Source organism: Pseudomonas sp. P4795, from assembly GCF_048822895.1.
Classification (GTDB): domain Bacteria; phylum Pseudomonadota; class Gammaproteobacteria; order Pseudomonadales; family Pseudomonadaceae; genus Aquipseudomonas.
Genome location: NZ_JBMFBT010000009.1, coordinates 91143 through 104896 on the forward strand (window position 1 = coordinate 91143; position 13754 = coordinate 104896).

Annotated in this window: 12 protein-coding genes; 1 reads left to right on the plus strand and 11 read right to left on the minus strand. The window is 59.8% G+C overall.

The window, feature by feature from the left end:
- Positions 1 to 7: 7 nt before the first annotated feature.
- The 9 genes from ACOI8A_RS23255 to flhA form a co-directional block, all read right to left on the minus strand.
- The gene (locus ACOI8A_RS23255; RefSeq protein ID WP_420647992.1) at positions 8 to 748 is read right to left on the minus strand and encodes a flagellar motor protein; all 741 of its coding nucleotides are present in this window, start codon (positions 746 to 748) and stop codon (positions 8 to 10) included.
- Complete coding sequence (locus ACOI8A_RS23260; protein WP_420647991.1) at positions 748 to 1884, minus strand: protein-glutamate methylesterase/protein-glutamine glutaminase; 1137 nt, start codon at positions 1882 to 1884, stop codon at positions 748 to 750. The genes ACOI8A_RS23255 and ACOI8A_RS23260 overlap by 1 nt, the downstream gene beginning before the upstream one ends.
- A 49-nt stretch (positions 1885 to 1933) precedes the next feature.
- Positions 1934 to 4198 (minus strand): chemotaxis protein CheA, encoded by a 2265-nt coding sequence (locus ACOI8A_RS23265; protein ID WP_420647990.1) that lies wholly within the window; start codon positions 4196 to 4198, stop codon positions 1934 to 1936.
- A 54-nt stretch (positions 4199 to 4252) separates the two neighbouring features.
- A complete protein-coding gene (locus tag ACOI8A_RS23270; protein WP_420647989.1) occupies positions 4253 to 5041 on the minus strand; it encodes a protein phosphatase CheZ in 789 nt (262 codons plus the stop codon).
- Positions 5042 to 5063: 22 nt separating this feature from the next.
- Positions 5064 to 5435, minus strand: coding sequence for a chemotaxis response regulator CheY (locus tag ACOI8A_RS23275; RefSeq protein ID WP_008072643.1), 372 nt, complete (start codon positions 5433 to 5435; stop codon positions 5064 to 5066).
- 167 nt (positions 5436 to 5602) lie between these two features.
- Positions 5603 to 6343 (minus strand): RNA polymerase sigma factor FliA, encoded by a 741-nt coding sequence (gene fliA / locus ACOI8A_RS23280; RefSeq protein WP_007920004.1) that lies wholly within the window; start codon positions 6341 to 6343, stop codon positions 5603 to 5605.
- On the minus strand, positions 6340 to 7170 hold the full coding sequence (fleN, locus tag ACOI8A_RS23285; protein ID WP_003222917.1) for a flagellar synthesis regulator FleN: 831 nt from the start codon (positions 7168 to 7170) through the stop codon (positions 6340 to 6342). Before fleN ends, fliA begins: the two co-directional genes overlap by 4 nt.
- Positions 7171 to 7283: 113 nt before the next feature.
- Positions 7284 to 8624 carry a flagellar biosynthesis protein FlhF gene (flhF, locus tag ACOI8A_RS23290; protein ID WP_420647988.1) on the minus strand — a complete coding sequence of 447 codons (1341 nt, stop codon included), beginning with the start codon at positions 8622 to 8624 and terminating at the stop codon, positions 7284 to 7286.
- An 11-nt stretch (positions 8625 to 8635) separates the two neighbouring features.
- Entirely contained in the window at positions 8636 to 10765 is a 2130-nt protein-coding gene (gene flhA, locus ACOI8A_RS23295) for a flagellar biosynthesis protein FlhA (protein ID WP_420647987.1), read from the minus strand.
- Between the two features lie 663 nt (positions 10766 to 11428).
- Between flhA and ACOI8A_RS23300 the strand changes: the two genes are divergently transcribed.
- Positions 11429 to 11788, plus strand: a complete 360-nt coding sequence (locus ACOI8A_RS23300) for a DUF6124 family protein (RefSeq protein ID WP_420647986.1) — start codon at positions 11429 to 11431, stop codon at positions 11786 to 11788.
- A gap of 368 nt (positions 11789 to 12156) precedes the next feature.
- On the opposite strand, the gene ACOI8A_RS23305 is transcribed toward ACOI8A_RS23300, so the two are convergent.
- Together ACOI8A_RS23305 and flhB are read right to left on the minus strand one after the other, a co-directional pair.
- The gene (locus ACOI8A_RS23305) at positions 12157 to 12393 is read right to left on the minus strand and encodes a hypothetical protein (protein ID WP_420647985.1); all 237 of its coding nucleotides are present in this window, start codon (positions 12391 to 12393) and stop codon (positions 12157 to 12159) included.
- 220 nt (positions 12394 to 12613) lie between these two features.
- Positions 12614 to 13753 (minus strand): flagellar biosynthesis protein FlhB, encoded by a 1140-nt coding sequence (gene flhB, locus ACOI8A_RS23310; RefSeq protein WP_420647984.1) that lies wholly within the window; start codon positions 13751 to 13753, stop codon positions 12614 to 12616.
- Position 13754 lies beyond the last annotated feature (1 nt).

The following is a 13754-nucleotide window of genomic DNA, read 5'->3' on the forward strand; positions in this document are numbered from 1 at the left end:
TAGTCCCTTAATCCATGAAGCCCTGAAGCTTCAACTCGATGGAGCGAGGGTTTTCACCTTCGGCGATCGACAAAATGCCTTCCAACAACATTTCGCGATAACGCGACTGCCGCAACGCGATTGACTTCAATTTGGCCGCCACCGGCAACAGGATCAGGTTGGCACTGGCCACGCCATAAATGGTCGCGACGAACGCCACGGCGATGCCGCTGCCCAACTGGGTCGGATCGGCAAGGTTGCCCATCACGTGGATCAGGCCCATCACCGCACCGATGATGCCGATGGTCGGCGCGTAGCCGCCCATGCTTTCAAAGACTTTGGCGGCTTCGATGTCGCGTGCTTCCTGAGTGTAGAAATCCACTTCGAGGATGCTGCGAATGGCTTCCGGCTCGGCACCGTCGACCAGCAATTGCAGGCCTTTGCGCGAGTAGTTGTCCGGTTCGGCATCGGCCACGCCTTCCAGACCCAGCAGGCCTTCCTTGCGTGCCGTGAGGCTCCAGTTGACTACGCGATCAACGCCGCCCGCCAGGTCGACACGCGGAGGAAAGAAGATCCACGCCAGAATCTGCATCGCGCGTTTGAACGCGCTCATCGGCGATTGCAGCAGCGCGGCACCAACGGTGCCGCCGATCACGATCAACGCGGCCGGACCGTTGGCCAGCGCGCCGAGGTGACCGCCTTCAAGGTAGTTGCCGCCGATGATGGCGACGAACGCCATGATGATCCCGATCAGGCTGAGAACATCCATCAGACGCACGCCTCGACCAGGTGCTTGCCGATATCGTCGAGGCTGTAGATCGCATCCGCGAGGTCAGCTTTGACGATGGCCATCGGCATGCCGTAGATCACGCAGCTGGCCTCGTCCTGTGCCCAGATCGAGCTGCCGCCCTGCTTGAGCAGGCGCGCGCCTTCACGGCCGTCGGCGCCCATGCCGGTGAGTACCACCGCCAGAACTTTGTCGCCGTAGGATTTCGCTGCTGAACCAAAAGTGATGTCGACGCAGGGCTTGTAGTTCAGACGCTCGTCGCCCGGCAGGATTTTCACCGCGCCACGGCCATCGATCATCATCTGCTTGCCACCCGGTGCCAGCAACGCCAGACCCGGACGCAGGATGTCGCCATCCTCGGCTTCCTTGACGGTGATGCGGCACAGCTTGTCCAGACGCTCGGCGAAAGCCTTGGTGAAGGCTGCCGGCATGTGCTGGATCAGCACGATTGGCGCCGGAAAGTTGCCCGGCAACTGGGTCAGCACCCGTTGCAGCGCAACCGGACCGCCGGTCGACGTGCCGATGGCTACGAGCTTGTAGGATTTGCGTTTCGGTGCCGGCGACGAGGCGCTGGCTGCCGGAGTGCGCGTCGGCGCAGGAGCCGGTGCCGGACGCGCCGGAGCGCTGTGGCTGCCATAGCTCGACGATGCCGGTGCAGGCGCTGGTGTCGGCGCCGGTGCAGCGGCAGGCGCTGGTGTGCTGTAGGCACTGAAACGACGGTTACTGCGCGAGATGCTATGCACTTTTTCGCACAGCATCTGTTTGACCTTCTCGGGATTGCGCGAGATGTCTTCGAAATTCTTCGGCAGGAAATCCACCGCGCCGGCGTCCAGCGCATCCAGGGTTACCCGGGCGCCTTCGTGGGTCAGCGAGGAGAACATCAACACCGGGGTCGGGCAGCGCTGCATGATGTGCCGCACTGCCGTGATGCCATCCATCATCGGCATCTCGTAGTCCATGGTGATCACGTCCGGCTTGAGCGCCAGGGCCTGATCGATCGCCTCTTTACCGTTGGTTGCCGTGCCGACAACCTGGATGCTCGGATCCGCTGAAAGAATTTCCGAGACGCGGCGGCGGAAAAAACCCGAATCGTCCACCACCAGGACTTTGACTGCCATAAACACTCCATTAGGTGCAGCGGGACGTCGTCGCCCCGCCGCCCCGGATTCAAATACGCCGTGCGGCGTAACGCTTGAGCATGCTCGGAACATCGAGAATCAGTGCAATGCGGCCGTCACCGGTAATGGTGGCGCCGGACATGCCCGGAGTTCCCTGGAGCATTTTGCCCAATGGCTTGATGACCACTTCTTCCTGGCCGACCAGTTGATCGACAACGAAGCCGATGCGCTGAGTGCCCACCGAAAGGATCACCACATGGCCTTCACGCTGCTCTTCGTGAGCGGCGGAGCTGACCAGCCAGCGCTTGAGGTAGAACAATGGCAGCGCCTTGTCCCGCACGATCACCACTTCCTGCCCGTCTACCACGTTGGTGGTCGACAGATCGAGGTGGAAGATTTCGTTGACGTTGACCAGCGGGAACGCGAACGCCTGATTGCCCAGCATGACCATCAGGGTCGGCATGATCGCCAGGGTCAACGGCACCTTGATGACGATCTTCGAACCCTGGCCCTTGGTCGAGTAGATGTTGATCGAACCGTTGAGCTGAGAAATCTTGGTCTTGACCACGTCCATGCCGACACCACGGCCGGACACGTCGGAGATCTCGGTTTTGGTCGAGAAACCCGGGGCAAAGATCAGGTTGTAGCACTCGGTATCGCTCAGACGATCCGCCGCATCCTTGTCCATCACGCCGCGTTTTACCGCGATGGCGCGCAAGACGTTCGGGTCCATGCCTTTGCCGTCATCGGAGATCGACAGGAGGATGTGATCGCCTTCCTGCTCGGCCGCCAGAATCACCTTGCCGCCACGGGACTTGCCCGAGGCTTCGCGTTCTTCCGGCGACTCGATGCCGTGGTCGACCGCGTTGCGCACCAAGTGGACCAGCGGGTCGGCGAGGGCCTCGACAAGGTTTTTGTCGAGGTCGGTTTCTTCGCCGACCAGTTCCAGGATGATCTCTTTCTTCAGCTGACGCGCCAGGTCGCGAACCAGACGCGGGAAGCGCCCGAAGACCTTCTTGATTGGCTGCATCCGCGTTTTCATCACCGCGGTCTGCAAGTCAGCCGTGACCACGTCGAGGTTCGACACAGCCTTTTGCATGGCTTCGTCGCCGCTGTTCAGACCCAGGCGCACCAGACGGTTACGCACCAGCACCAGCTCGCCGACCATGTTCATGATTTCGTCGAGGCGCGCAGTGTCGACCCGCACGGTGGTCTCGGCTTCGCTCGCCGGTTTTTCCGGTGGCGGTGCAGCAGCCGCAGCACGGGCCGGAGCCGGTGCAGCAGCGGCGGCCGGTTTTGGCGTTTCGGCTTTCGGCTCAGGCGCTTTGGCGACAGGCTTCGGCGCAGCGGCCGGGGCCTTGGCGGCAGGCGTGGCGACGGCAGACGTGCTGCCAGCGGACGCGGTGCCGACTTCAATGAACTTGCCTTTGCCGTGCAGTTCGTCGAGCAGCGATTCGAACTCGTGATCGCTGATCAGATCGCTGCCCGCAGCGGCCGCCGTCGGGGCTGCTTGCGCAGGCACCGAGGCAATCGCCGATTCCAGCGCATCAACGGCAAAGTTGCCCTTGCCGTGCAACTGATCGAGCAACGCTTCGAATTCGTCGTCGGTGATGTCCGAGTTGTCGCCCTTGGCCGGTGCAGCAGGCGCCGCAGGAGCAGCCGCCGCCGGTGCAACAGCGTCCACCGCGAACTGGCCTTTGCCGTGCAGTTGATCGAGCAACGACTCGAACTCGGCATCAGTGATTTCATCGCTGGCCGCGGCAGTTGCAGCAGGCGCAGCCACAGGTGCCGGGGCTTCAGCTTCGGCCTTGACGGCGTTCAGCGAATCCAGCAACTGTTCAAATTCGTTATCGGTGATGTCGCACGATTCGCTCTCGGCGACCGGCGCTTCCACCACTTCTTCAACCGCTACGGCGTCAGCCGATTGCGGTTCAGCCAGACGCGCGAGGGCGGCCAGCAGTTCAGGTGTTGCAGCAGTAATCGGGCTGCGCTCGCGCACTTCGGTGAACATGCCGTTCACCGCGTCCAGTGCTTCGAGTACAACGTCCATCAGCTCTGCATCAACGCGACGTTCACCCTTGCGCAGGATGTCGAACACGTTTTCGGCGATGTGACAGCACTCCACCAGCTCATTGAGCTGAAGGAAGCCGGCGCCCCCTTTTACAGTGTGAAAACCGCGAAAAATTGCGTTGAGCAGATCAGCATCATCCGGGCGGCTTTCCAGCTCGACCAATTGTTCTGACAGCTGCTCAAGAATCTCGCCGGCCTCAACCAGGAAATCCTGAAGGATCTCTTCATCGGCGCCGAAGCTCATTAATGGGGTGCTCCTACAGGTCTAAAAACCCAAAAAACCTAAAATTCAAAAACTCTAGAATCCGAGGCTGGATAACAAATCGTCCACATCGTCCTGACCGGACACAACGTCTTCTCGTTTATCGGCATGAATCTGCGGACCTTCACCCTGCGAGAGATGTTTTTGTGGATCTTTTTCAGCGAGCATCGCCGCACGGTCATGTTCGATGCCCGCAAAGCGGTCAACCTGACTGGCCATGAGGACGAGTTTGAGCAGATTGCTTTCGACTTCGGTGACCAGTTGGGTCACGCGCTTGATCACCTGACCGGTCAGGTCCTGGTAATCCTGAGCCAGCAGAATGTCGTTGAGGTTGCTCGACACCGCACGGTTGTCCGTGCCGCTGCGTGCCAGAAAACCGTCAACCCGACGCGCCAGCTCGCGGAACTCTTCAGCCCCGACTTCGCGACGCATGAAGCGGCCCCAGTCGGCGCTCAGGCTCTGGGCTTCATCAGCCAGGCCATTGACCAGCGGGGTGGCGCTTTCCACCAGATCCATGGTGCGGTTGGCCGCAGCTTCCGTCAGCTTGACCACATAGCCCAGACGCTCGGTTGCGTCGGTGATTTGCGACACTTCCTCGGCCTGCGGCATGTTCGGGTCAATCTGGAAATTGACGATCGCACTGTGCAGTTCACGTGTGAGCTTGCCAACTTCCTGGTACAGGCCACGGTCACGGGTCTGATTGAGCTCATGGATCAGTTGCACAGCGTCGCCGAACTTGCCCTTTTCAAGGCTTTCGACCAATTCGACCGCGTGTTTTTTCAGGGTCGATTCAAAATCGCCCTGTGAAGATTCGTTGTTGTCCATAGCTCCCCCGTGGCGCAGTTTCTCAACCGATGCGTTCGAAAATCTTCTCGATCTTGTCTTTCAACGCCTGGGCCGTGAAGGGTTTCACCACATAGCCGTTAACACCGGCCTGGGCTGCTTCGATGATCTGTTCGCGCTTGGCTTCAGCGGTCACCATCAGCACTGGCAAGTGCTTGAGTTTTTCATCGGCGCGCACGTGGCGCAGCAGGTCGATACCGGTCATGCCCGGCATGTTCCAGTCTGTTACCAGAAAGTCGATGCTGCCGCTGTTGAGAACCGGAATGGCGGTGATGCCATCGTCAGCCTCGACCGTGTTGGTGAACCCAAGGTCACGCAACAGGTTTTTGATGATCCGCCGCATCGTTGAGAAGTCATCAACGATGAGGATTTTCATGTCTTTGTTCAATTCGACCTCCAAGCAGTCTTAAACGCGCCCAGCACCTGGACGCGCCATTTCAATCATTCCGGCAAAGCACTCGATGACTGTCTGGAGCACAACAGAGCAAGACCGGTGCCGTTCACCACCGCACCAGCCTCCTCTACAGTGTCCCCACACTGTCTTCAGCGCGCTCGCCACTCCCCCAAACGCCCCCGCAAACGGGCCGCGCACTGGCTGTGTAACTGGCTGACCCGCGATTCGCTGACGCCAAGGACTTCACCGATTTCCTTGAGGTTCAGCTCTTCGTCGTAGTACAGCGCCAACACCAGTCGCTCACGCTCCGGCAAATTGGCAATCGCGTCCGCCAGCGCAGCCTGGAAGCGCTCATCTTCCAGATCGCGCGACGGCTCAAGATGAGCACTCGCGCCGTCCTCGTGCAGCCCTTCATGTTCGCCGTCCTGTAACAGGTCGTCGAAACTGAACAGGCGGCTGCCCAAGGTATCGTTCAAAATCCCGTAATAATCGTCGAGACTCAATTGGAGTTCGGCCGCAACTTCGTGATCTTTAGCGTCACGGCCGGTTTTAGCTTCAATCGAGCGAATTGCGTCGCTGACCATACGGGTATTGCGGTGAACCGAGCGTGGAGCCCAATCCCCTTTGCGCACTTCATCGAGCATGGCGCCGCGGATCCGGATGCCCGCGTACGTTTCGAAACTGGCGCCTTTGCTGGCGTCGTATTTGGTCGAGACTTCCAGCAGACCGATCATCCCGGCCTGAATCAGATCTTCGACCTGCACACTGGCCGGCAGTCGCGCCAGCAAGTGGTAGGCGATGCGTTTGACCAGTGGCGCGTAACGCTCGATCAACTCGTACTGCGCGTCACGTGCCGACTTCTTGTAGTAATTCATACCGCTGGCTGTCATAGGACGGGCCCTGCCGTTTGCTGCACGAGGCGCTCGACGAAAAATTCCAGATGCCCACGCGGGTTGGCCGGCAGCGGCCAGGTGTCAACCTTCTGTGCGATCGCCTTGAACGCCAGCGCGCACTTGGAACGCGGGAAGGCTTCATAGACCGCACGCTGCTTCTGCACCGCTTTACGCACGCTTTCGTCGTAAGGCACGGCGCCGACGTATTGTAGGGCGACATCGAGGAAGCGATCCGTGACCTTGGTCAACTTGGCGAACAGGTTGCGCCCTTCCTGCGGGCTCTGCGCCATGTTGGCGAGGACGCGGAAGCGGTTCATGCCGTAATCGCGGTTGAGCAACTTGATCAGCGCGTAGGCGTCTGTGATCGAAGTCGGCTCGTCGCAGACCACCAGCAACACTTCCTGCGCTGCGCGCACGAAACTGACTACCGAGTCACCAATACCCGCAGCGGTGTCGATCACCAGTACGTCGAGATTGTCGCCGATGTCGCTGAACGCCTGAATCAGACCGGCATGTTGCGCCGGGCTCAGGTGCACCATGCTCTGAGTGCCGGAAGCGGCCGGCACGATGCGAATCCCGCCGGGGCCTTGCAACAACACGTCGCGCAGCTCGCAGCGGCCTTCGATCACATCGGCCAACGTGCGTTTGGGCGTGAGGCCCAGCAGAACGTCGACGTTCGCCAGCCCCAGGTCAGCGTCCAGCAGCATGACCCGACGGCCAAGTTCTGCCAGCGCCAGGGACAAGTTCACTGAAACGTTAGTCTTGCCGACGCCACCTTTGCCGCCGGTCACCGCGATCACCTGTACGGGATGCATGCTGCCCATGTTATTTCTTTACCTTGTCTTGCATAGACGGAGGCCACATTACTGGCTGCGCGTTCACAACCGGAACAATGCGTGGCAGACCACCGATGTAGGTACAAAAACTGTTCATTACCTCAGCCAACCTGCTTGGTCGGACTGTGGTAGATATCAGCGAACATGTCGGCCATGGCTTCTTCGCTGGGTTCTTCCTGCATTTGCACGCTGACGGCGCGGCTGACCAATTGATGACGGCGCGGCAGATGCAAATCATCCGGAATCCGTGGGCCGTCGGTCAGATACGCGACCGGCAATTCATGACTGATCGCCAGGCTCAACACTTCGCCAAGGCTGGCCGTTTCATCCAGTTTAGTCAGGATGCAGCCGGCAAGCCCGCAACGCTTGTAACTGTGATAAGCGGCGGTTAGAACCTGTTTCTGGCTGGTGGTTGCCAATACCAGATAATTTTTTGAGCGAATGCCACGCCCGGCCAGACTTTCGAGCTGCATGCGCAGTGCCGGATCGCTGGCTTGCAGGCCGGCGGTATCGATCAGCACCACGCGTTTGCGCAGCAGTGGATCCAGCGCCTGCACCAGCGATTGGCCCGGGTCGACGTGAGTCACCGAGACGTTGAGGATGCGGCCCAAGGTCTTGAGCTGCTCCTGCGCGCCGATGCGGAAACTGTCCATGCTCACCAGCGCGATGTTCTGCGCGCCGTACTTGAGCACGTAGCGTGCGGCGAGTTTGGCCAGGGTGGTGGTCTTGCCCATGCCGGCGGGGCCGACCATGGCAATCACGCCGCCCTCTTCCAGTGGCTCGACTTCCGGGGTGGCGATCATCCGCGCCAGGTGCGCGAGCAACATGCGCCAGGCCTGACGGGGTTCTTCAATTTCGGTGGTCAGCGCCAGCAGATCGCGCGACAACGGGCCGGACAGGCCGATGCGTTGCAGACGACGATACAGATTGGCCTGCGCCGGACGGCTGCCTTGCAGCTGATTCCAGGCCAGCGTGCCGAGTTGCACTTCCATCAGCTCGCGCAGACTGTTCAGTTCGAAACGCATCGAATCCAGCGCGCGCGGGTCGATACCGCCGGAGGCTTGCGCAGGTGCTGGAGCAGGACGTGCCGGAGCGGCGTAAGTCGGCTCGCTCAACGGCTCGGCAGCGGTCAGCGGCAGGCCGGCGGTCAACGGCAGCCCTGAAAACAATTGTTGATTGGTGTTGCCGTCGGCTTCGCCACGCAGGCTCAGCTCGGCCTGGGCGGTGACGATGCGCGACTGGGTCTTGCGCAGCTCATCTTCGAGTTCCATGTTCGGAACACGCGGAGCCAGCGCCGACAACTTGTAATCGAGCGCGGCCGTCAGCTCGACACCGCCGGCAATGCGGCGGTTGCCAATGATGGCGGCATCAGCGCCCAGCTCATCACGAACCAGCTTCATGGCCTGACGCATATCGGCGGCGAAAAAACGCTTAACTTGCATGTACCACTACCTCAGCCGTTGGGCCCTACTGTCGCAACGATCGTCACTTGCTTGTTATCCGGTATTTCCTGGTAGGCCAGCACGTGCAGTCCAGGGACTGCCAGGCGACCAAAGCGCGAGAGCATCGCGCGCACCGGGCCTGCTACCAGCAGGATCACCGGCTGACCTTGCATTTCCTGACGCTGGGCCGCTTCGATCAACGAACGCTGCAGCTTCTCGGCCATGCTCGGCTCCAGCAGAACGCCCTCTTCCGAGCCTTGTCCTGCCTTCTGCAGACTATTGAGCAATATCTGTTCCAACCTTGGCTCCAGCGTGATAACTGGCAGCTCGGACTCAGTCCCTACAATGCTTTGGACGATGGCACGCGAAACGCCGACCCGCACCGCAGCCACCAGCGCGGCGGTATCTTGACTCTTGGCGGCGTTGTTGGCGATGGCTTCGGCGATGCTGCGAATGTCGCGCACCGGCACATGTTCGGCCAACAGCGCTTGCAGCACCTTGAGCAACTGCGACAGCGAAACCACGCCCGGCACCAGCTCTTCCGCCAGTTTAGGCGAGCTTTTGGCCAGCAATTGCATGAGTTGCTGCACTTCTTCGTGGCCAATCAGCTCACTGGAGTGCTTGTACAGAATCTGGTTCAAGTGCGTTGCCACCACAGTACTGGCGTCCACCACGGTGTAGCCAAGTGACTGCGCCTGTGCGCGCTGGCTGATTTCAATCCACACCGCCTCCAGGCCGAAAGCCGGATCTTTGGCGGTTATGCCGTTGAGGCTGCCGTAGACCTGACCGGGGTTGATCGCCAGCTCGCGATCCGGGTAGATCTCGGCTTCGGCGAGGATCACGCCCATCAAGGTGAGGCGATAGGCACTCGGTGCCAGATCGAGGTTGTCACGGATATGCACAGTCGGCATCAGGAAGCCCAGATCCTGCGAGAGCTTCTTGCGCACGCCTTTGATCCGCGCCAGCAACTGACCACCCTGATTGCGATCCACCAACGGGATCAGGCGATAGCCAACTTCGAGGCCGATCATGTCGATCGGGGTCACGTCGTCCCAGCCGAGTTCTTTGGTTTCCATGGCGCGGGCCGGCGATGGCAGCAGTTCCTGCTGACGCTTGACCTCTTGCAGCGCGACGACTTTGGCCACGTTCTGCTTCTTCCAGAACAGGTAGGCGCCGCCAGCGGCCAGCGCGGCCATGCTCAGGAACGAGAAGTGCGGCATGCCCGGCACCAGGCCCATGACCGCCATCAGACCGGCAGCCACCGCCAGCGCTTTCGGCGAGGCGAACATCTGGCGATTGATCTGCTTGCCCATGTCTTCCGAACCGGAAGCACGGGTCACCATGATCGCGGCGGCAGTGGACAACAGCAGTGATGGCAATTGCGCCACCAAACCGTCACCGATGGTCAGCAAGGCGTAAACCCGACCGGCATCGCCGAAGGTCATGTCGTGCTGGAAGATACCGACGGCCATGCCGCCGATCAGGTTGATGAACAGAATCAGCAGGCCGGCGATGGCGTCACCGCGTACGAACTTGCTGGCACCGTCCATCGAGCCGTAAAACTCTGCTTCTTGTGCGACTTCAGTACGACGGGCCTTGGCCTGGTTCTGGTCGATCAGACCGGCGTTGAGGTCGGCGTCGATCGCCATTTGTTTGCCGGGCATCGCATCGAGGGTGAAGCGCGCGCTCACCTCGGAAATCCGCCCGGCACCCTTGGTCACCACGACGAAGTTGATGATCATCAAGATCGCGAAAACCACGATACCGACCACGTAGTTACCGCCGATCACCACCTCACCGAAGGCCTGGATCACCTTACCGGCGGCGGCATGGCCGTCCTGACCGTGGAGCATGACGACCCGCGTCGACGCCACGTTGAGCGCCAGCCGCATCAGCGTCGCCACCAGCAGGATGGTCGGGAACACCGCAAAATCCAGTGGTCGCAGCGCGTACACGCAGACCAGCAACACGACAATCGACAGCGCAATGTTGAAGGTGAAAAACACGTCGAGCAGGAACGGCGGTATCGGCAACATCATCATTGCCAACATGACCAGCAGCAACAACGGCACGCCCAGATTGCCTCGACTGAGGTCGGCAACGTTTGTGCGTGCAGTGTTGATTAACTGAGAGCGATCCACCGGTTTTCCCCGTTCCTTTAAAGCAAACTTTTGACGCCCAAAGCGGGCGTACGGCGGCTATTGCAAGAAGCCTTCCAACTTTTGCGCATGCCAAAAAAGATCGCCAACTACCCCCTGTGGAGCTGCCGAAGGCTGCGATCTTTTGATCTTGTTTTTTAAAAGCAAAATCAAAAGATCGCAGCCTCCGGCAGCTCCTACACAGACCAGTGCACTCGGCAAAAAAGGAAAAAGGGGACGTATTTATTTACCCGGTTTCATCCGTGCCCTCCCCAAGCGGGCGCGCGATTTTTTTGTTTAAGGTCGATTCGATGTCAGCGTTGAATAGTGTTTAAAGCCATGTCCGTAAGGCCACGCATCCTTGCGCCTTTGCCTACACGTACGCCAGAATCGGCCGGCTTGTGCGCTTTGGGGTCGGGTTCTATTGTGGGTCGGTCGCTGACGAATCAGCGATCGGGTTTAGCGACTCGGACCATCTCAGTGCACCAGCGTTCGTGGCTTCGTTGTGGGACTATTCGCCCGCAAATTACGTTATGGCGGCTGTATGCGGGAGACCTCTGGGTCTACCGGGGTGCCTGTGACCGGTTCGCTAACCTGCGTACAGCTGCCACCTTCACTTGTTTAGCGACAGGGAAAGGGTGGCTCCATAACCTCAGGAGCTTCACCATGATCAAACCAACGCCAAACCCACCAGAAATCGACGCCACCTCACCCTACGAATCCCTCGATTCAAGAAAACTCAACGAAGCCGCCGACCGCGCGCTCGATCACTATCTCTGCCCGCCCGGATCTACTCCACCTCCGCGCAAGACCCGCGGGATGTACGCCGTTACCGCGGACTGCAAAAACGAGGAACTGCTGGTCGATGCCTGCGAAACATTTGCTTCGGCCAGAACCATCGCCAACGACTTCGCCTACCTCTTGCCGGCGTCGCAGCGCAGGACGCTGCTGGGTGTCACCCAACTGATCATGCTCGGGGAGCTGGCGGTGAATCGGGTGCTGGCTAATCTGGAGTTGCCGGGCTGATCTGTACCCGGCACCCTTTGTGGCGAGGGAGCTTGCTCCCGCTCGGCTGCGCAGCAGTCGTAAATCCTGAGCACGCGGTATCTCTGCAAGTTCGCGGTGACTGGTTTCGGGTCTGCTGCGCAGCCCAGCGGGAGCAAGCTCCCTCGCCACAATAAGCGTTTCTTCAGTTGTATCGGGGTTTCTGATCTGGGACTGCTGCGCAGTCCAACGGGGCGGTGCGACGTTTCGCCAAGTCCCCTCGCCACAATGATCTCGGTAGGTGCCGGATTGGCATTTGGTCGGGCATAAAAAGGCCGCCGCCCAGTTCAATCTGGACGGCGGTTTTTTCGTTTCAAATGTTTGTGCGGGTATTGAGAGCGAGCTGCTGATCAATACCGGAGGATTTTGACTTTTCCGTGCTTGCTCCTCGGCAACTCGAACTCGACCTCGCCGCCCACTTTAACGTTCGCATGCAGGGCATCAGCCAATGAAATGCTGAATCGGTAGTCTTTGGCAGTCAGAAAAAAACCAGTGGCTTCGGCAAAGGAAAGGCAACGTCCCGAGGGTTTCGGAGTGATGGTGCCTCTACCGGTTTTTTCGTCATAGCTGCTGAATATACCTTTCATTGTCCTGCTCCCTTGCACTCGCTCGCATGACAGCGCCAGTTACGCGGCACCACATTGCATCAAACTGCAAAATCACGGCGGTGGCACCTGTCAGAGTTGACAGTAAAGGGAGACCTCGGACGAATGGCACAATTGCACCGCCACGCAAAACCCGCAGGATGTACCTGATCCTCGGTAATACGCAGATCCTGTGGCGAGGTACATGCCGGATTGGGCTTTGTCAGGAATCGCGGCGCAGATCCGGCGGGATCGGCAGGTCGTCCTTGAGCGGATCCGGGCGTTTGCCCTTGCCAGCGCGATGCTGGCGGATCTGGTAGACGTAGGCCAGTACCTGAGCGACCGCCAGATACAGCCCACCAGGGATTTCTTCGTCGAGTTCGGTGGAGTAATAGATCGACCGTGCGAGGGCCGGCGATTCGAGAAGCATGACGTTGTTGGCCACGGCGATTTCGCGGATTTTCAACGCGAGGAAATCACTGCCCTTGGCCAGCAGCAGCGGCGCCCCGCCCTTCTCCGAGTCGTACTTGAGCGCGACGGCGTAGTGGGTCGGGTTGGTGATGACCACGTCGGCATCCGGAATCGCCGCCATCATGCGCCGCTGCGACATCTCGCGCTGCAACTGACGAATGCGTTGCTTGACCTCGGGCTTGCCGTCCTGATCCTTGTGCTCGTCGCGCACTTCCTGCTTGGTCATCTTGAGCTTTTTGATGCTTTCCCAGATCTGCACCGGGACATCCACCGCGGCGATGATCGCCAAGCCGCAGGCCATCCACAACGAACTCCAGCCGACCAGTTGCAAGCTGTGGATGATCGCCCGGTCCAGCGGCTCATGGGCGATACGCAGCAGGTCGTCGACATCGTTCGACAACACCACCAGCGCCACCGCGAGAATAATCAGAAACTTGGCCAGGGCCTTGAGCAGCTCGATTACCGACTTCATCGAGAACATGCGCTTGATGCCGGCACCGGGGTTCATCCGGCTGAATTTCGGGGCCAGGGAACCCGCCGCGAACAACCAGCCGCCGAGGGCAATCGGGCCGATGATCGCTGCCAGCACCAGGGCGATCATGATCGGTTGAATCGCCACCAGCGCGATCAGTCCGGAGTGCATCAGGAACTTGCCCATGTAGGTCTGATCCATGATCTCTTCGCGCGTCAGCGTGAAGTTGATCCGCATCAGGTCCATCAACTCTTGCGCGAGCATGCCGCCGAAAATCAGCAGCGCGCAGGTACCGGTGACCATGATCGCCAGAGTATTGAGCTCTTTGGAACGGGCGATCTCGCCCTTCTCACGGGAATCCTTTTTGCGTTTCTCCGTGGGGTCTTCTGTTTTGTCTTGACCGCTTTCGCTCTCAGCCATG